Source organism: Exiguobacterium sp. s146 (assembly GCF_018618415.1).
In the GTDB taxonomy this organism is placed as follows: Bacteria; Bacillota; Bacilli; order Exiguobacteriales; family Exiguobacteriaceae; genus Exiguobacterium.
In genome coordinates this window covers 91,297-109,089 of the sequence record NZ_JACSMA010000002.1, presented here as the reverse complement: position 1 = coordinate 109,089, position 17,793 = coordinate 91,297, and the positions used below count along the sequence as shown (strand labels likewise).

18 protein-coding genes are annotated in these 17,793 nt (G+C 53.2%); 15 read left to right on the top strand and 3 right to left on the bottom strand.

What is annotated here, in order from left to right; genetic code table 11:
- Nucleotides 1-44: 44 nt before the first annotated feature.
- Complete coding sequence (nhaC, locus tag KNP83_RS07145) at nucleotides 45-1,445, top strand: Na+/H+ antiporter NhaC (RefSeq protein WP_214762387.1); 1,401 nt, start codon at nucleotides 45-47, stop codon at nucleotides 1,443-1,445.
- Between the two features lie 14 nt (nucleotides 1,446-1,459).
- Here the strand turns inward: nhaC and KNP83_RS07140 are convergent, their stop codons facing one another.
- Nucleotides 1,460-2,653: an HTH domain-containing protein gene (locus KNP83_RS07140; RefSeq protein ID WP_214761886.1), complete on the bottom strand. Its 1,194-nt coding sequence runs from the start codon at nucleotides 2,651-2,653 to the stop codon at nucleotides 1,460-1,462.
- Nucleotides 2,654-2,731: 78 nt separating this feature from the next.
- Here KNP83_RS07140 and KNP83_RS07135 point away from each other — a divergent pair, with 78 nt between their 5' ends.
- Entirely contained in the window at nucleotides 2,732-3,862 is a 1,131-nt protein-coding gene (locus tag KNP83_RS07135; RefSeq protein ID WP_214761884.1) for a mandelate racemase/muconate lactonizing enzyme family protein, read from the top strand.
- Nucleotides 3,849-4,520, top strand: a complete 672-nt coding sequence (locus tag KNP83_RS07130; protein ID WP_214761882.1) for a hypothetical protein — start codon at nucleotides 3,849-3,851, stop codon at nucleotides 4,518-4,520. The genes KNP83_RS07135 and KNP83_RS07130 overlap by 14 nt, the downstream gene beginning before the upstream one ends.
- 35 nt (nucleotides 4,521-4,555) lie before the next feature.
- Here the strand turns inward: KNP83_RS07130 and KNP83_RS07125 are convergent, their stop codons facing one another.
- Nucleotides 4,556-5,305, bottom strand: coding sequence for a GDSL-type esterase/lipase family protein (locus KNP83_RS07125; protein ID WP_214761880.1), 750 nt, complete (start codon nucleotides 5,303-5,305; stop codon nucleotides 4,556-4,558).
- Between the two features lie 117 nt (nucleotides 5,306-5,422).
- Between KNP83_RS07125 and KNP83_RS07120 the strand changes: the two genes are divergently transcribed.
- From KNP83_RS07120 to hfq, 7 genes are all read left to right on the top strand, one after another.
- Entirely contained in the window at nucleotides 5,423-6,343 is a 921-nt protein-coding gene (locus tag KNP83_RS07120; protein ID WP_214762386.1) for an ABC transporter ATP-binding protein, read from the top strand.
- Nucleotides 6,336-7,334 carry an ABC transporter permease gene (locus KNP83_RS07115; protein WP_214761877.1) on the top strand — a complete coding sequence of 333 codons (999 nt, stop codon included), beginning with the start codon at nucleotides 6,336-6,338 and terminating at the stop codon, nucleotides 7,332-7,334. The genes KNP83_RS07120 and KNP83_RS07115 overlap by 8 nt, the downstream gene beginning before the upstream one ends.
- A 178-nt stretch (nucleotides 7,335-7,512) precedes the next feature.
- Complete coding sequence (locus KNP83_RS07110) at nucleotides 7,513-9,042, top strand: M4 family metallopeptidase (protein WP_214761875.1); 1,530 nt, start codon at nucleotides 7,513-7,515, stop codon at nucleotides 9,040-9,042.
- Between the two features lie 119 nt (nucleotides 9,043-9,161).
- Nucleotides 9,162-10,022, top strand: coding sequence for a PPK2 family polyphosphate kinase (locus KNP83_RS07105; RefSeq protein WP_214761873.1), 861 nt, complete (start codon nucleotides 9,162-9,164; stop codon nucleotides 10,020-10,022).
- 113 nt (nucleotides 10,023-10,135) lie between these two features.
- Complete coding sequence (locus tag KNP83_RS07100; RefSeq protein WP_214761872.1) at nucleotides 10,136-10,729, top strand: AmiS/UreI family transporter; 594 nt, start codon at nucleotides 10,136-10,138, stop codon at nucleotides 10,727-10,729.
- A 239-nt stretch (nucleotides 10,730-10,968) separates the two neighbouring features.
- Nucleotides 10,969-11,919 (top strand): tRNA (adenosine(37)-N6)-dimethylallyltransferase MiaA, encoded by a 951-nt coding sequence (gene miaA, locus KNP83_RS07095; RefSeq protein WP_214761870.1) that lies wholly within the window; start codon nucleotides 10,969-10,971, stop codon nucleotides 11,917-11,919.
- Between the two features lie 12 nt (nucleotides 11,920-11,931).
- The gene (hfq, locus tag KNP83_RS07090) at nucleotides 11,932-12,180 is read left to right on the top strand and encodes an RNA chaperone Hfq (protein WP_021067304.1); all 249 of its coding nucleotides are present in this window, start codon (nucleotides 11,932-11,934) and stop codon (nucleotides 12,178-12,180) included.
- Between the two features lie 42 nt (nucleotides 12,181-12,222).
- Here the strand turns inward: hfq and KNP83_RS07085 are convergent, their stop codons facing one another.
- The gene (locus KNP83_RS07085; RefSeq protein WP_214761868.1) at nucleotides 12,223-12,735 is read right to left on the bottom strand and encodes a hypothetical protein; all 513 of its coding nucleotides are present in this window, start codon (nucleotides 12,733-12,735) and stop codon (nucleotides 12,223-12,225) included.
- A gap of 156 nt (nucleotides 12,736-12,891) precedes the next feature.
- Between KNP83_RS07085 and KNP83_RS07080 the strand changes: the two genes are divergently transcribed.
- The 5 genes from KNP83_RS07080 (at nucleotide 12,892) to fumC (ending at nucleotide 17,674) form a co-directional block, all read left to right on the top strand.
- Nucleotides 12,892-14,070: a DNA-binding protein gene (locus KNP83_RS07080; RefSeq protein WP_214761866.1), complete on the top strand. Its 1,179-nt coding sequence runs from the start codon at nucleotides 12,892-12,894 to the stop codon at nucleotides 14,068-14,070.
- A 15-nt stretch (nucleotides 14,071-14,085) separates the two neighbouring features.
- A complete protein-coding gene (locus tag KNP83_RS07075; protein WP_214761864.1) occupies nucleotides 14,086-15,015 on the top strand; it encodes a CobW family GTP-binding protein in 930 nt (309 codons plus the stop codon).
- Complete coding sequence (locus tag KNP83_RS07070; protein WP_214761862.1) at nucleotides 15,015-15,797, top strand: 5'-3' exonuclease; 783 nt, start codon at nucleotides 15,015-15,017, stop codon at nucleotides 15,795-15,797. Before KNP83_RS07075 ends, KNP83_RS07070 begins: the two co-directional genes overlap by 1 nt.
- On the top strand, nucleotides 15,778-16,167 hold the full coding sequence (locus tag KNP83_RS07065; protein ID WP_214761860.1) for a reverse transcriptase-like protein: 390 nt from the start codon (nucleotides 15,778-15,780) through the stop codon (nucleotides 16,165-16,167). Before KNP83_RS07070 ends, KNP83_RS07065 begins: the two co-directional genes overlap by 20 nt.
- A gap of 106 nt (nucleotides 16,168-16,273) precedes the next feature.
- Nucleotides 16,274-17,674: a class II fumarate hydratase gene (gene fumC / locus KNP83_RS07060; RefSeq protein ID WP_214761858.1), complete on the top strand. Its 1,401-nt coding sequence runs from the start codon at nucleotides 16,274-16,276 to the stop codon at nucleotides 17,672-17,674.
- Nucleotides 17,675-17,793 lie beyond the last annotated feature (119 nt).

Sequence of the window (17,793 nt, the reverse complement as noted above, 5' to 3'; positions counted from 1 at the left end):
ATCGGGGAGGAAGACACATGGAACAACAGGGGAACAAGGTAGACATGAAGCTTCGTTGGGCGATACTGCCGTTACTTGTCATGATCGGGGTCATGCTCGTGGCCATCGTCCAATTAAAACAAGGGCCACACATCCCGCTCATCATCGGGACGGCGGTGGCGGCACTCGTCGCTTGGCGACACGGGTATAAGTGGAAAGAGATTGAAGAGATGATGTATAAAGGGATCCGACTTGCCTTGCCGGCGGTCGTCATCATCATCTTGGTCGGTTTGACGATTGGGGCGTGGATTGGGGGAGGCGTCGTCGCGACGATGATTTATTATGGGCTGACGATTATCTCACCGGCCTATTTCCTCGTCACGATTTGTATCATCTGTGCGGTCGTCGCTTTATCAATCGGCAGCTCGTGGTCGACGATGGGAACAATCGGCGTCGCCGGGATGGGCATCGGGCTCAGTATGGGGATACCAGCACCGATGGTCGCCGGAGCCGTCATTTCAGGCGCCTATTTTGGGGACAAGATGTCGCCGTTGTCGGATACGACGAACTTGGCGGCCGGTTTGACATATACCGATTTATTCGTACATATCCGTCACATGCTGTATACGACCATTCCGGGCCTGATGATCGCCCTTGGCGCGTATTGGTGGCTCGGTCGCCGGTTCAGTGAGACGACGACGGATTCGTCGGAAATCGTGCAGACGCTCGCTATTTTAAAAGATAGCTTTGTCATCTCACCGTGGTTGCTCATGATCCCACTCGCCGTCATCGCGCTCGTCGCGAAAAAAGTACCGGCCATACCAGCGCTCGTCGTCGGCATCGCTCTTGGCTTTTTGGCGCAAGTCGTCGTGCAAAGTGGATCGCTTTCGGACAGTGTCGGGGCGCTTCAAAGTGGATATGTGATCGATACCGGCAATGAACTGGTCGATAACTTGTTCAGCCGGGGCGGTCTCGATGCGATGATGTATACCGTATCGATGACGATTGTCGCGATGACGTTCGGGGGGATTTTAGAATACTCGGGCATGCTCCAGTCCATCATGAATCAAATCGTCAAGCTGGCGAAAACGGCCGGATCGATGGTCGCTTCGACGATTTTAGCGGCGTTCGCGACGAACGCATCATGTTCCGAGCAATACATCTCGATCGTCGTGCCGTCGCGCATGTTCGCCAGTGCCTATGAGAAGATGGGGCTGCATTCGAAGAACTTGTCACGGGCACTCGAAGACGGCGGCACGCTCACGTCGGTCTTCATCCCATGGAATACGTGCGGTGTGTTCATTCTCGGGACGCTCGGCGTCGGGGCGTTCGAGTACGCGCCATACGCCATTCTCAACTTTATCGTGCCTGTCATTTCAATCATCTATGCGTTCACAGGGTTCACGATTGAGCGGATTGCTGTGTTGAGTGCAGAACCACCGATTGAACAGCAAGCTGCGCAATAAAAAATTTCCCGGCCTCATGAGGTCGGGAAATTGAATTTATAGACGGCACGGGGCCGGCCTTGACCATAACTCATCTCTTCGCCGATCACATCGACGATGCCGGCGTCATGAAGTTTTTTGATGAGCCGTTCCGTCGTCCGTCGCGTCACGTCGAGATAGTCGGTCAACTCTTTTGCCGTGAATTCGTGCTTGCGTTTGGCGAACTTTAAAATCTTCCCGATATTGACCGGGCTGACCCCGGCTTGTTTGATGAAGTCGAAGGCGAGTTGTTCCGTCACCCGGTACGGGATCTGCGCGTCACGGGTCGGGAACGATAATCGTTTCGAATCATCGACGATGCGGATGCGTTCGTCACTCGCGGCAGACAAGGCGATGTCGGCATGTTCGTCCGCTAGTTGATAGTCCGGCCCGTAGCCGATTCCGATGCGGTATGACCCGTTCGGTGCGAGCGTATCTTCATCGAACGCGTTCCTCACTTCACCTTTGGTCGTCAAGATCGTGATGTGTCGCTCCTGCGTCGATGCGAGATGTCCACCCAAATACCGGACCGAGGCAAGATGGTCAAGCAGCGTCGGATCGTCCGTTTCATAGCGGATGATGGCGAATTGGGCGGCATCGGCCAACTGTTGCCGCACTTGTTGAATCAACTGGTCGAGATGTCGCTTGACGGTCGTTGTCGGCTCAATCATCAGTTGACTGTTGAACCCGGCACGAACGAGCTCATGATGCACGCGCTCGATGCTCGTGATGGCCAATTTCGCATGTCCGGCTTGATGGCTGGTATGAAAAGCAGTGACGTCCTCGAAGGCGAGCTCGGGATGGATTCGCATCACGGCGGGGGGGCCCTGTTCGTTCGGGAACGAGTCGAGAATCGACGTCAGCCGTTCCGGGTCGACCAAATCGATGGATACTTGATCGAGCGACACGGAGTGGGTGAGCGTCGCATAGAGCAGCGTCGTCAAGAGGACAGTTTCGTCTTGGACGACGTGATGCGCCGCCACGTGGTTGAGATGAGGGGTCGCATAGGTGAACGGGAACGAACCGGAAAAAAAGACACCATCGAACGAGCCGAGCGTTTGGGCGATGGTCGCGGCCTCGTGCGGATGCTCATACGGATGATAGGCGAATCGGACATCCTCAGGTGAACCGAGCGAGCGAATCATCGCTACGAACTCGTGCGAACCGACGATGGCGATATGGATGGACATGAGAACTCCTCCTTGCAATTTAACGACTATTTAACGACAATATAACTAATGACTTAGAAAAAGTAAAGGAGAATGGATATGAGAATAGAGAAGATTGAACTGTTTGCGATTCGACTGCCGTTAAAGGTCCCATTTATCGTCAGTTACCATCGTTATGACGACATGCCGTCAGTGATCGTGAAATTGACGACCGAATGTGGTCATGTCGGCTATGGCGAGGCCGTCGCCGATGAACACGTCACGGGCGAATCGCTTGATAGTACAATCAGTGTGATTCGACATGTGCTCGGCCCGCTCTTGATCGGCGAAAACCCGATGCAGATGGAACGGATTCACGACGTGATGGACCGGGCAATCCGTGACGTGCCGGCGGCGAAAGCGGCGCTCGATATCGCCTGTCATGACGTCGTCGGGAAAAAGCTCGGGCTTCCGGTGTATGATTTGCTCGGCGGCCGGTATCACGACGCCTTCCCGGTCACACACGTCCTCAGTATCGGGGAGCCGGAGGCGATGGCGGCCGAGGCCCGCGAACAGATCGAGCAAGGGTACACGGCCGTCAAGATGAAAGTCGGAGTCGATGTCGCCTCGGACGTACGCCGTGTCGAGGCGGTTCGGCGTGCCGTTGGTCCGGATGTGCCGATTCGGGTCGACGTCAATCAGGGCTGGGTCAATGCCGCTAAGACACTGCAAGCGATGAAGCAACTTGAACCGTTCCAAATCGATTGGGTCGAACAGCCGGTCAAGGCCGACGACTTTGAAGGCATGGTCGAAGTGAAAGGGAAGATTTCGGTGCCGCTCATGATAGACGAGGGCGTACGCGGCATCCCTGAGATGCGTCGGTTGACGATGATGCAGGCCGCCCACAAAGTGAATATCAAATTGATGAAGTGCGGCGGCATCTACCCGGCGAAAAAGCTCGTCCACATGGCCGAAATGTCGGGCATCGAGTGTCAAATCGGGTCGATGGTCGAATCGTCGGTCGCCTCGAGCGCAGGCTTCCATGTCGCCTTCTCGAGTAAAATCGTCCAATCGGTCGAATTGACAGGGCCGCTTCGGTTCGCTGAAGACATCGGCAACTTGGTGTATGACTTGCCGTTCATCCGCCTGTCCGATGGAGCCGGTCTCGGTGTCGACGTCGATGAGGCCGTTCTGTCACGTCTGACGACGGCGACGTATGTCGTCGGAGGGTCCGACCATGTGGCACGGTGAGTGTAACGGCCTCGACATCGAGGTCAACTATTTGACGATGACAGAGCTCGAACAGATCGAGGCGGTGCAACAGGCCGTCATGGACACGTTGACGGAAGGGAGTCAGTATCAATCGCTCACGACCGAGGAGTTCGTGAAGCTGTTGACCGACCGCACCTTGATTGGAGCGTTTCATGAAGGGACGTTAATCGCGTTCCGTGCACTGCTCATCCCGCCGCTCGACGAGGAGCATCTAGGATACGATATCGGTTATCCGTCTGATGCGCTCGACCGCATCTTGTATCAAGAAGTGACGAACGTCCATCCGGACTATCGCGGTTACGGCCTGCAACAGCATCTCGGCAAGCTCCTCATGAAAGAGCTTGAACATGGGAGTCGGTTCGATCTCGTCTGTGCGACCGTGGCACCTTTCAATATCCCGAGTCTGAAGGACAAGTTCGCCCTCGGCCTTCGCATCGGTGCCCTTAAACCGAAATATGGCGGCAAGTTGCGCTACATTTTTATGAAGGAACTGCACAGCGACTGGCGACCGCACGGTGAAACGAAGTGGCTTGATATGGGCGAGACCGAGCAACAAGTCGCCTTATTGAAGGCAGGTTGGTTCGGGACGACGATGGAGCGTAATGGAGAGAGCTGGCTCGTCAAATATGAACGATGAAAAATGGCCTGATCGCGATGATCAGGCCATGTTGCTTATTCGAGGATGAACAAAACGTCCTCGGCTAACTTCTCATACGTGCGGTCGCTCGGATGGAACTGGTCGGTCGCCAGGTCGCGTCTGACGTCCGAGACGTAAGCGAACGGGTCGATCACATCGATGCGTTGCGCGTTACCGAACGTGGCTGCCGAAGCGTTCCAATCGAGAATCAATTGATTGAACGCCTCGCCGTTCTCGTTCTCTTGGAACGGGTTATAGAGCGCGATATAGACGATTTGCGCCGTATCGTTCAATCCGCGAACTTGTTCGAAAATGTCATTCAAGTTCGTCTTCGCATCGGTCACGACTTGTTCGATATCGACCGATTCGAAGTTGTCGACGTTCTCGCCGCGGTTGAACAAGTCGTTGCCGCCAATCGTGAGCGTGATATAGCGGGCGTTCTCAATCGTGCGTCTCACTTCGGGTTGTTCGAGCTGTGCCAATAAGTCTTCCGTCCGGGCACCGGAGACGGCCAGGTTCTGCGTGCGGATGTCATCTTCCTCGAGCGCTGCGCCGACCGGTTGGACGTATCCGGCCCCAGAAGTTGAACCGACGCCGCGTGTCAATGAATCTCCGAGTGCGACGTATACGTCACCGACGGGTTCGGGTCTCGCGTCTTCGCTGACCGAGAGTGTCCGTTCCGGTGGATTAACGATATCTTGATAACCGATCCATAACCCGTATAAAGCGATGCCCGTCAATAAGACAGACCCGATTAAAAACGTATACCATTTCCCATTTTTCATGTGATGACCTCACTTTCTATAGAACTATCATATCAAATAAGTTTGAACCTGCCCTATGTGAATGTTCGAATAGGACAGATGCGGACGAGTCCGATAGAATGTAGGAGAGGTGAGATGATGCAACCAACATTGAAAATAGACCATTTGACAAAAGTAATCGGTAAGAAAACGATCATCGATGACATCTCGTTCGATGTGTTCCCTGGGGAAGTGTTCGGCTTTTTAGGTCCGAACGGAGCCGGAAAGACGACTACGATCCGGATGATCGTCGGGTTGATTAAGCCGACGAACGGGACCGTCTCGATTTGTGGGTTCAGCGTCGAACGACAATTCGTTCAGGCGATGAATCAAATCGGTGCCATCGTTGAGAATCCTGAACTGTACAAGTTCATGAGCGGGCGTGAGAACTTGAACGCGTTCGCCCGGATGTTGCCCGGTGTCGACGAGGCCCGCATTCAAGAAGTCATCGATCTCGTCGATTTGACGGCGCGAATCGATGACAAAGTGAAGACGTACTCGCTCGGGATGCGGCAACGGCTCGGCATCGCCCAAGCCATGCTCAACAATCCGCGTGTCTTGATTCTCGATGAACCGACGAACGGGCTCGACCCGATGGGGATTCGTGACCTGCGTCTCTTCATCCGCCGTCTCGTCGAAGAGACAGGTCTGAGCGTCCTCGTCTCGAGCCACATCTTGGCCGAGATTGAGCTACTTGCGGACCGCGTCGCCATCATGTCGCGCGGGAAAATCGTCAAAGTCGGGACGGTCGAGGAGTTGATTCATGAATTGGCGTCGACGGTCGATGTCCATGTGGCCGACAGTTTTGAAGTGTTGCCGATTATCCGTGGCTTCGAATCGATCGATCATGCTGACGTCGTCGACGAACGGACGATTCGGGTGTCGATGAACTTAGACGATACGGCCCGATTGAATCGCTACTTACTCGATCGCGGCGTCGATGTCTACGGAATCGAACGACGTGTCCAGACGCTCGAAGAATTGTTTATCTCATTGACCGGGGGTGACCATATTGTCTAATCCGTCAATCCTTGGCCTGATTCGGAACGAAGTCTTAAAGATTCATAAAAAGCGTCGTCTGCTCGTCGTGTCGATTATTCTGATCGTGCTCGTTTCGATGTTCACGTATGCCAACTACCGGCAAATCGAGAAGCAACGAGAAGAACAAGGGACGATCGACTGGCGTGTCGACTTGCAGCAAGAAATCGTCGATACGCAAAACCGGCTCGCCTCGGCGAACGTTCAGGACGAGTTCCGTCAAATCCTGGAGTTCCAGGTGCAACAAAATCAATACTACTTAGATAATGATATTAACCCGAACTACCCTGGGGCCCCGACGTTCATGCGTGTCTTCTTCTCGCAAGGGACGACGCTCGTGCTGCCGCTCTTTATCATCGTGCTGATGGCGGACATCGTCAGCGGTGAGCATAATGACGGCACCATTAAGACGTTGTTGTCCCGTCCGGTCCGACGCTTCAAGATTTTGTTGGCCAAATGGATGACGACGCTCCTATATACGTCGATTCTTATCTTCATCACGGCACTCGTCAGCTATGCCATCTCCGGCATCGTGCTCGGTTGGGACGGTTGGACCGCCCCGATTTTGACAGGATTCCAAGCCTCGGCGACAGGGACGTTCTCGACCGACTTTGTCCATACGTTACCGATGTGGCAATATTTGCTCATGTCGGTCGGCTTATCTTGGTTCGTCGTCGCGGCCGTTGGGACGATCGCCCTCATGATTTCCGTCATCGTCAAAAATACCGCGACCGGAATCGGGATTATGATGGCCGTCCTGATTTCAGGACCGCTCCTCACGTCGCTCGGGTCGAACTGGGACAGCTCGAAATATTTGGTGAACGTCAACTTCGGTCTTCATACCTATCTCGAGGGGCAAGCCCCACCGATTGAAGGGATGACGTTACCGTTCTCGCTCATCGTCATATTCGTCTGGTCGATGGCGGCTCTCGCCTATGCGTTTTACCATTTCACACAAAAAGATGTGTATTGAGGACTGGCGTCACCTTCCACGGTGACGCTTTTTTTTCATGGTTGAAATGACTAACGGAGTCACGTCAGTAGGACAAATGTCTTAATAATTTGAATTGTCAAAATAATTAGATAGTTGGATTCATTAACTGTGGGAAACTATGTAAAGTAGGAGACACCACATAAGGAGGGAAACACATATGAAAAAAGTTTTATCTACATCACTCATCGCCGGCGTCTTGCTCGTGCCGCAACTGGTCGGCGCGGCGGAGCTCAAATCGGGCACGTTGACGAAACCATCGAACGAGGCTCCGACGACAATCGTCAAAGAGTATGCGAAAGCGAAAGGTGAATTCAAAACACTCGAATCGAAACGTGACAAAGTCGGACAAGTCGTCAAATTGCAACAGACGGTTGACGGTGTACCGGTCTTCGGCGGAATCGTCGTCGGTGTCGTCGATAACGACGGTCAATTGAAGACGGTCGTCGATGACACGAAACAACTCAAAGGATTACATAAGTCGATCAAACTGAATGAACCAAAAGCGGTCGCTCGTTATAAAGAGCTTGTCGGCCATAAAGGCGCATATGAGCTTGAGCCAGCAGCTGAACTCGTCGTCTATCCGAACGGGGAAGAAGCAGTCTACGCGTATGAAGTGACCGGGACAATCCTTGATGCGGATGAGCCGTCACGCTGGACGTACTTCATCGATGCGGCAAGTGGAAAAGTATTGAACAAATACAACCAATTGTCGCACGCCAAACCGGCGAATGGCGTGACGGGAACGACGTATACGGGTACGGGAATCGACGTCCTTGGTCAGAGCCAAACGTTCAAGACGACGAAGAGCGGTTCATATTACTATCTCCAGGACTTGACACGCGGTAAAGGCATCTATACGTATGATGCGAAAAACCGGACGACGCTTCCAGGATCACTTTGGGCCGATGTCGATAACGTCTTGAACACGACGTATGACCGGGCAGCGGTCAGCGCCCATGTCAACGCGACGAAGACATATGACTTCTTCAAGAATACTTATGGACGCAACAGTTACGATAACAACGGCGCGGCCCTTAACTCAACGGTCCACTATAGCCGCAGTTACAACAACGCGTTCTGGGATGGCAGCAAGATGGTGTACGGTGACGGTGACGGCCGAACGTTCACATACCTCTCGGGCGCACTTGACGTCGTAGCTCACGAATTGTCACACGCGGTCACAGAGTATACGGCCGGTTTGATCTATCAGAACGAATCAGGAGCCATCAACGAGGCGATCTCTGATATCTTCGGTACGGTCGCGGAGTACAGCGTTGGCTCGAACTTCGACTGGTTGGTCGGGGAAGACATCTATACGCCGGGGATCGCCGGGGACGGTCTCCGTTCGATGTCGAACCCAGCGGCCAACGGTGACCCGGACCACTACTCGGTCCGCTACACAGGGACGCAAGACAACGGTGGCGTCCATATCAACTCAGGTATCGTCAACAAGGCGGCCTACTTGTTCGCGAGCGGTGGCTCACACTACGGTGTATCGGTTCAAGGCATCGGCGTCAAGCAAATGGGCGATGTATACTACCGTGCACTCACCGTCTACTTGACACCGACATCGAACTTCTCGAGCCTACGTCAAGCAGTCGTACAGTCAGCTAAAGACTTGTACGGTTCAACGAGTACACAAGCGGTCGCGGCGGCGAAATCGTTCGACGCGGTCGGAATCTACTAAGCCGAGCCCATTCAAAGATCCTTTCCGTTTCGGCGGAAAGGATTTTTTGTCGCTACTTTTTGTAGGAATAGGGTAAATACGGATAGTACGTATAAATTTGTCGTAATCAAGGAGGACATATGAACATTCAATCGTTTCGCATTGACCATAAAAATGGGATTCGCTTAAGCGATTACCCGACCACGATCAAGGACCGGCCATCAGATGATACGTTACAAAACGAACTGATTCCAGAGAGCGTCGAAAGATTGAAGGAATTGCATTGGAAACTATATGCCGAGGCCAAAAAAGGTGTCGTCGTCGTCTTACAGGCGCTCGATGCGGGTGGCAAGGATGAGGCGATCAGTTATATCTTTTCAAATCTGAACGCGCAAGGATTGAAGACGAACGCGTTCCAAAAACCGTCGGATACGGAGAAGAAGCATGATTATCTCTGGCGGATGCATGACCTGATGCCGGAACGCGGACAGGTCGGGATTTTGAACCGTTCCCATTACGAGGAAGTGATTGCCCCTCGTGTCCATGACCTGCTCGGAGAAGAGGTCATCCCAGACGACGAAGACAAAGAATCGGTTTGGAACGTGCGGTATCGTCAAATTAACGATTATGAGCAATATTTGCATGAGAACGGGTTCGCGGTCATCAAGTTCTTCTTTAATGTATCGAAGGAAGTGCAGCGGGACCGCTTGCTCGAGCGACTGAAGGATCCGAGCAAGAATTGGGAGTTCTCGTTCAGCGACGTCGAGGAACGTAAGCATTGGGACGATTATCAAGCCATCTTTGAGGAGATGTTATCGAACACGGCGACCGAACGCTCCCCGTGGTATGTGCTTCCGGCAGATGATGACTGGTACGCCCGTTATATCGTCTCGACGGTCATGATTGATGTGTTAGAAGACATCGATCCGCAGTTTCCGACGTTCACCGAAGACGAACAGGAACGCATCGATGAGGCGATTGCGACGCTCGAAAACGAGTGACGTTTGTCGAGTCCGTGAACACCCATTTCTCCACTTGCACTGAAAGCGAATTCACGTTACAGTGGACGTAGATAAAATTAGACGTCAGACATCTGTACGAAGGAGCAATGAGTGTGGGAAATATCAGTTTATTATTTGGAGGCGTGGCACTGTTCATCAACAGCCTCGTTTTGTTTGGAAAAGTAGACGTCAAGAGTGCGGGTGTGTTTAGTCTCTTGACTGGACTGTTGCAGACGTTCATCGCGACGTGGCTCGTCGTCGAGGCGAGTTCGGCGGAGATGTTCGGCTATGCCAGCATCTACTTGTTCGCGTTCACCTATTTGTACGTCGGCGTGACGTTTTTATTCAATTTGGACGGCCGTGGCGTCGGATGGTTCTCGCTCTTCGTATCGATTTCAGCCGTCTTTTATGCGGTGATCGCATTCACGACGGGCGATATGATGGGCGCGGTCACCTGGTTGTTCTGGTCGTTCTTATGGGGACTGTTCTTTATGGGAATGGGTCTAGGACGCCAGATTGACGGGTTGACAGCCCGGGTCGCCTTCGTGCTCGCCTGGTTGACGTTGATCATTCCGGCACTGTTCGGTCTTGCCAACTTGATGACGCCGCTCTATAACGTCATGTGGTGGGCCGCGAGCGGAACCGCGATTCTTTATTTTGGATTGACAATGTGGCACCAGCGCCATTTAGTAGAAGTGACACAATGAACGATGCTCCTCAGGGAGCGTCGTTTTTTTACGCATTCATTTGTGTCTAAAATGTGAAAAGTGGGAATGAAGTACATAAAAGGAGGCGACCTCGGATGAGTGACGGCTTAATTTTGCTGATGGGACTATTATTATGCGGATGGATGCTGTTTGCGGTCGTGTTTGATGATACAATTAAAAGAAGAATTTGACGGACCGTTTCCTTTCAGGGACGGTCTTTCGTTTGAGGAGTGACAAGGATGGAAAAGACACCAGTCATTGTCCTCGTCGGACCGACGGCAGTCGGGAAGACGAAGACAGGGATTGAGCTCGCCAAAGCGTTCAACGGCGAAATCGTATCGGGCGATTCGGTCCAAGTGTATCGCGGCATGGATATCGGGTCGGCGAAAGTGACGGTCGAAGAGGCGGAAGGGATTCCACACCATTTGATTGATATATGTGATCCGGATGAGGCGATGAGCGTCGCCACATTCCAGACGTTGGCCCGAGCGGCGATCGATGACATTTATGCGCGCGGCAAATTGCCGATTCTGGTCGGCGGGACGGGTCTCTACATCCGTGCGATTCTATATGATTACGAGTTCACGGAGCGGCCGGTCAATCACGAATTACGGGAGGCGCTGGAATTAGAGGCGGAGACGGATGGACCGGAAGCGTTACATGCGCGCTTGCAGGCACTCGACCCAAAACGGGCCGAGAGCATTCATCCAAATAACGTCCGCCGTGTCATCCGGGCCCTTGAAGTCGCGCTCCAGGGGGATGCCCAGGCGATGGATAGCCTCCCGTCCGAGCATTACGCCTATCAATTGTTCGTCTTGCATGCGGACCGGGACGTGCTCTATGCGCGCATCAACGATCGAGTCGACCTGATGCTCAAAGCGGGTCTCATCGAGGAAGTCGAGCGCTTGCTCGCGGCCGGGTATCGGGACACGCAAGCGATGCGGGCCATCGGTTACAAAGAGGTCGTTCCGTATCTTGATGGATTGATGACACGGGAACAGATGACCGAGACGCTCAAACAGCACACGCGTAAGTTCGCCAAACGGCAATTGACATGGTTCCGTCATCAATTTAATGGAATTTGGGTCGAGATGGGACGAAAATCATTTGAACTATCGTATCAAAATATTTATGATGAAGTTGAGGAGTTTTTTCGAAAATTCCGATTATTTCAAAGAGACATAGACTAGGGGGAATGCAACATGAAGGCTAGCTATAACATCCAAGACCATTTTTTGAATCAATTACGTAAAGAAATGGTGCCGACGACCGTGTTTTTAGTCAGCGGATTTCAAATTCGGGGAGTCATCAAATCGTTTGACAACTTCACGGTCATCGTCGAATCGGAAGGGCGCCAACAGTTGATTTATAAACATGCGATTTCAACGTTCTCACCAGCACGGAACGTCACGTTGTTCGAACCGGAAGCGGTCGAAGTGACAGAAGGTTAAAGAACGGCATAAAAAAGAAGCGGCCCGGGGACCGCTTCTTTTTTATGCCGTTTTTACGTTCGGATCGAAATCGATGGCTTCGAGCACACGATGGACGGCACAACCGCCGAGCAGGGAGTCGAGTTGATCACAGAGCTGGCTCGGTGCCGAACGATATAAGTGGGTATACGTTCGTTTCCATGACCGTTCGGCCGACTGGATGCGTACGAGCAGGTCGGCATGACCGAGTTCTTTCAGCTTCTCGATATTCATCCGGTTCGTCCGGGCGAACGCCGATAAGACGACGGCCTTGGTGAGTGGCGTTTGAATCGGATAGCCGGCGATGACGAGGACCGCCATCGCGCCTTTCATCTCATGTTCGATGACCGAGTCGACGAGTTGATCCGGCGTATACGGATTTCCGGCATGTCCTGAAACCGCCGCGACGAGTTCGTTATGTGAGACCGGGCAAGCCGATGCCTGTAGAATGCTGGATATGGTTGAGTGTGTAGTGGCGTAACGTGTCGCTTCCCCTGTTGCGATCAACCGTTCGTACGTATCTACCAATGAAATCATATGAGTTCCCCCTTTGTTTGGCTGCCTTTATCGTATCAATATTAGTAAGCGCTTTCAACATAATTTAGGAAACTTCCACACCTATAACGAAAGTATGTTCGCCTCGAAGTGGAAAACACGATACAATGGGCAAAGAGAAGAAGGAGGGTATTGTACATGAACTATTACCAACAGATTGATGCGATTATGGGGAGCGGCTTCGACCGGACGCGCTTCCAACTCCCGACCGTCGAAAAAGCGTCGACCCGATTGACTGACCTTACGGACGGGACACCGGTCCAGACGAAAGCGCTCGTCAGTACGGTCGAAGTGCGGGAAGGAAAATCGGGAGCCAAATGGTTGCAACTGAATTTGACGACATCGAGCGGACTCATCCGTGCGAAGCAATGGTTGCGCGGCAACGAGGAGCAGCTGTTACCGATCTACGAGTCTGGTGTCATCGAGCTGGAAGGGAAAATCGACGTCTATCCGAAACCGGACGGCGCCAAGTCAATCACCATCGACCGGGCCAAACCGATCGCCCGGGACGAGGCCGTGTCGCTCTTGCCCGGTCTTCCGGGAGACGAGACGATGGAACAATACGCGGACGAGCTGTTCGCGATTTTGTCGACGCTCTCACCTGACTATCAAGCGATCGCGATGGCACTCCTCGACCGCTATTGGGACGATTTCGTCCTGGCACCGGCTGCGTTGTATCATCATCATAATTATGTCGGCGGTCTGTTGAAGCATACGGTCTGCATGCTTCGTCTCGGTTATCGCTTCCAAGAGCAGGACGATCATTTGGCGATGGCGTTCCGGGTCATCAAAGAAGCCGAGCAGTTGCACAAAGTAGACGTATGGAATACGATGAACGGTGTAAAAGTTGAACAGGCGTTCCGAGGCACGTTCGAGTCGCTCTATGCGGCCTGTGAGGCCATCGCCGAGCTAAAGGAGCCGCTCCGTTGGGACGAGCTCGCGCTCGGAATTTTATTCCATGATATCGGCAAGCTGTTTGAATATAGCCACTTGCTGTCGTCGCCGAAACGGTTCGAGCAACTGTTCTCGGTCAACGGCACGAGTGAGACGACCGGAATCTCCATCAATCCGATGGGAAGCTTGATCGGGCATATGCCATACGGCGGACTGTTATTCGAGAAGAGTCAACAAGCCGCAGGCGTCACGTTGCCACTCGATGCCCATCACCGGATTTGGCATATGATTTTATCCCATCACGGCAAGCGCGAGTGGGGTTCGAGCGTGTTACCGGCCACGACAGAAGCGTGGATGCTTCATTTGATTGACTTGCTGGATGCGCGCTATGAGAAATGGGCGCGGGTTCACGAAAATTTATAAGGTGAGGTGCAGGACATGATTCCCGTGCAATTGGTGACCGGTTTTTTAGGCGCCGGAAAAACGACCTATATGAATCGCTTGCTAGAAGCGACGGACGAGCGGCTGCTCGTCATCGTCAACGAGCTCGGGTCGGTGAATATCGACGAACAGTTGATCGTCAAGATGGACCAAGAGCAAATCGAGCTATCGAACGGGTGCATCTGTTGCTCGATTCAAAGCGATTTGAGCAAGACGTTCTATCAGCTCGCATCGAAGGATACGTTCGACCGCATCGTCATCGAGACGACAGGTGTGGCCGACCCGGCCCCGATCATTCAGACGATTTATTATGACGACTACTTGCGCACGCGCTTCAAGCTGACGGCGATTTTGACGGTCGTCGATGCCAGCCAACTGGACCGCGAGCTGTTTATTGAAGGAATCCATCAAATCGCCTATGCGGATGTGATCTTACTGAACAAAGTCGACCTCGTCGATGCGGATGCGCTCGAACAGGCGCATGAGCGGATTAGCGCGCTGAATCCGACCGTCCGGGTCATCGAGACGGTTCAGACGGTCGGTGACTATGAGTTGACTGAAAATACGTTCCAGCTCTCTCGAGTCGACGAACAGCTCCTCGGTCAACTGACGGCCGGACACTCTTCGGTCTCATCGCTTCGGGCGATCACACTCACGACGGACGTGCCGCTCACAAGGGAACGTGTCACGCAATACGTCAGAGAAGTGCTCATGCACTATGAAGATGATGTGTATCGCTTGAAGGCGATCGTTCGTTTGGACGGAGAATCGTCCAAATTTGTCGTCCAGGCGACGAATCAACTGATGGGGGCGACGTTCGCCAACGAACCGAGCGACGACTCGCGTTCGGTCTTCGTCTGGATTGGAAAGAACCTTGACCGGGACGCGCTCGCGCGCGGATTACAAGCTTGTGAGGTGAATGCATGATGAAGCTGATGTTAGTCGACGGGTTTAACCTCCTGTCACGTTATTATTTTGCCACCGAGCGTCGTCGGGCGCTCGACCCTGATGTGACGTTGAAAGGTCTGCTCCGAAAAGTGGACGGATGGACGAACGATTTCACACATATCGCCTTCTTTTGGGACGGACCACGCGAGACGACGCATCGTTACGCCTTATTTCCGGACTATAAAGCGACCCGCACTGGCTTACCGGAACCATTGTTCCACGATTACGTCAAGTTGCGGGCAGCGTTGACCGAGCGCGGGATTTTTCAGTCCGAGCTCGCCGGTTACGAGGCCGATGACTTGATGGGGGCCGTCGCGACCGCCTTCCCGGGCGAATCCTATATGTATTCGTCGGACCGCGATTTGCATCAATTGCTTTCCCCGAACGTGTTTCAAATCGTTCCAAAAAAAGGCGAAGAGATGATCATGAATCAAGAAGTGTTCGTTGCGTCGTACGGCGTCCGGCCAGAACAGTTCGTCGATGTGAAAGCGCTCCAAGGCGACGCCTCTGACAATATCCCGGGTGTCCGCGGCATCGGACCGAAGACGGCGACGATTCTCGTCCAGTCGTATGACACGATCGAAACGCTTTATGAAATCGTCAGACAAGAAGCGCTCCAAGAAGCGCATCAAAAGTTTGCGAAGAAACTCGATGGGCAAGAAGAAGTGGCGCTCTTATCGAAACGTCTCTCGCTCATCGATATTCATGCACCGATTGAGACCGATTGGGAGGCGTATCGCTTTGGTTCACATTTATTTTGATGCGGCGACGAACCAAGAAATAGGTGAGAACGGGCTTGGTGTTTGGATCAAGACGACCGACGGCACGGTGTCCACGTACATCGCCAAACGTGTCGGGTTGACGAGCGTTCAGGCGGAGCTCGCCGCGCTCGCGTTCGCCCTCGAACAAGCGCACACGCTTCCGGACGAATCGACGTTCATGTTTTATTCAGACGCCGAGACGGTCGTACGGGCGCTCGAGCAACGGTTCCTCAAAGACCAATCGATGCGGCCGTTGTTCGTCAAGGCGCTGACGCTGTATGACGAGTTGCCGAATAAGTTCATCAAATGGATTCCCCGGGCGGAGAACCGGGCCCATGAGGTGGCGAAACGGGCATTGATGACAGGATAAAAGTCGGGCGTGGGCCCGACTTTTTATCAATTGCGGGGGAATGATTTCTTTTTTGCAAAAGTTTCGCTAAAATGAAAGCGTAGTCAAAAAAAGAGGGGGAATTTTCATGGAATATCGGATCGAACGGGACACGATGGGGGAAATCAACGTCCCGGCTTCAGCCAAATGGGGAGCCCAAACACAGCGCAGTCTAGAGAACTTTAAAATCGGGACGGAGAAGATGCCGCTTGAGGTCGTGCATGCCTTCGCAATCTTGAAGAAAGGTGCCGCACTCGCCAACGCCGAACTCGGTGTTTTGGAGCAAGCGAAAGCTGACGTCATCGCCGAAGTCGCCGATGAAATCGTCGCCGGAAAACATGACGCCGAGTTTCCGCTCGTCGTCTGGCAGACGGGTTCAGGGACCCAGTCGAACATGAACGTCAACGAAGTCATCGCTCACTTGGCGAACGATAAGCTGAAAGAGCGTGGACAATCGTTCACGATTCACCCGAACGACGACGTCAACAAATCGCAGAGCTCGAACGACACGTATCCGACGGCGATGCACATCGCGGCCATCCTGGCGGTCGAGGACCATGTGTTGCCATCAATCGAGGCGCTTCACGCCACGCTTGCCAAGAAAGCCGAGTCATTCATGGACATCGTCAAGATTGGTCGGACACACTTGCAAGACGCGACACCGGTCACGCTCGGTCAAGAGATCAGCGGCTGGGTCCGCATGCTCGAGTTGTCGAAACAGATGATTGAACGTACGCTTGAACCGTTGACAGAGCTCGCCCTTGGCGGCACAGCGGTCGGGACGGGCATCAACGCCCATCCTCAGTTCGGCGAAGTCGTCGCCGAGAAAATCTCGCAAGAGACTGGCAAATCGTTCATCACGGCCGTCAACAAGTTTCATGCGCTCACGAGTCACGATCAGCTCGTGTTCACGCACGGTGCCTTGAAAGCACTCGCCATGGACGCGATGAAGATCGCCAACGATGTCCGCTGGTTGGCGTCAGGTCCACGGGCCGGCATCGGTGAAATCTTGATTCCGGAGAACGAACCGGGCAGCTCGATCATGCCAGGGAAAGTCAACCCGACGCAGAGCGAGGCGTTGACGATGGTCGCGGCCCAAGTGCTCGGTAATGACGCGACCATTGGATTCGGGGCGAGCCAAGGGAACTTCGAGTTGAACGTGTTCAAGCCTGTCATCATGTATAACTTCCTTCAGACGTGTCGCTTGTTGACAGACAGTCTGCATTCGTTCGACGTGCATTGCGCCGTCGGGATCGAACCAGATTTGGACGTCATCGCGCACAACGTGGACCGTTCGCTCATGCTCGTGACGGCACTCAACCCGCATATCGGTTACGAGAACGCAGCCAAAATTGCGAAGCTCGCCCATAAACAAGGGACGTCGTTAAAAGAAGCGGCGCTCGAGACCGGACTTTTGACGGAAGAGCAGTTTGATCAATGGATTCGCCCGGAAGAGATGACATCTCCTAACCTAAAAGTTGGTAAATAAGGAAAGGGCGGTCCATGACCGCTCTTTTATTATTGCCTATTGGGTCATAAGTACTATCTTTCTGTCAAACAATAGGGAAAAAATAAGTAAATAGTTGTATTTTCGTGGATGAAGTCGCA

Excerpts from the sequence above, each read along its gene's own strand:
- nhaC (WP_214762387.1), top strand. The coding sequence starts at position 45 with ATGAAGCTTCGTTGGGCGATACTGCCGTTACTTGTCATGATCGGGGTC.
- KNP83_RS07140 (WP_214761886.1), bottom strand. The coding sequence starts at position 2,653 with ATGTCCATCCATATCGCCATCGTCGGTTCGCACGAGTTCGTAGCGATG.
- KNP83_RS07135 (WP_214761884.1), top strand. The coding sequence starts at position 2,732 with ATGAGAATAGAGAAGATTGAACTGTTTGCGATTCGACTGCCGTTAAAG.
- KNP83_RS07130 (WP_214761882.1), top strand. The coding sequence starts at position 3,849 with ATGTGGCACGGTGAGTGTAACGGCCTCGACATCGAGGTCAACTATTTG.
- KNP83_RS07125 (WP_214761880.1), bottom strand. The coding sequence starts at position 5,305 with ATGAAAAATGGGAAATGGTATACGTTTTTAATCGGGTCTGTCTTATTG.
- KNP83_RS07120 (WP_214762386.1), top strand. The coding sequence starts at position 5,423 with ATGCAACCAACATTGAAAATAGACCATTTGACAAAAGTAATCGGTAAG.
- KNP83_RS07110 (WP_214761875.1), top strand. The coding sequence starts at position 7,513 with ATGAAAAAAGTTTTATCTACATCACTCATCGCCGGCGTCTTGCTCGTG.
- KNP83_RS07105 (WP_214761873.1), top strand. The coding sequence starts at position 9,162 with ATGAACATTCAATCGTTTCGCATTGACCATAAAAATGGGATTCGCTTA.
- miaA (WP_214761870.1), top strand. The coding sequence starts at position 10,969 with ATGGAAAAGACACCAGTCATTGTCCTCGTCGGACCGACGGCAGTCGGG.
- hfq (WP_021067304.1), top strand. The coding sequence starts at position 11,932 with ATGAAGGCTAGCTATAACATCCAAGACCATTTTTTGAATCAATTACGT.
- KNP83_RS07085 (WP_214761868.1), bottom strand. The coding sequence starts at position 12,735 with ATGATTTCATTGGTAGATACGTACGAACGGTTGATCGCAACAGGGGAA.
- KNP83_RS07080 (WP_214761866.1), top strand. The coding sequence starts at position 12,892 with ATGAACTATTACCAACAGATTGATGCGATTATGGGGAGCGGCTTCGAC.
- KNP83_RS07075 (WP_214761864.1), top strand. The coding sequence starts at position 14,086 with ATGATTCCCGTGCAATTGGTGACCGGTTTTTTAGGCGCCGGAAAAACG.
- KNP83_RS07070 (WP_214761862.1), top strand. The coding sequence starts at position 15,015 with ATGAAGCTGATGTTAGTCGACGGGTTTAACCTCCTGTCACGTTATTAT.
- fumC (WP_214761858.1), top strand. The coding sequence starts at position 16,274 with ATGGAATATCGGATCGAACGGGACACGATGGGGGAAATCAACGTCCCG.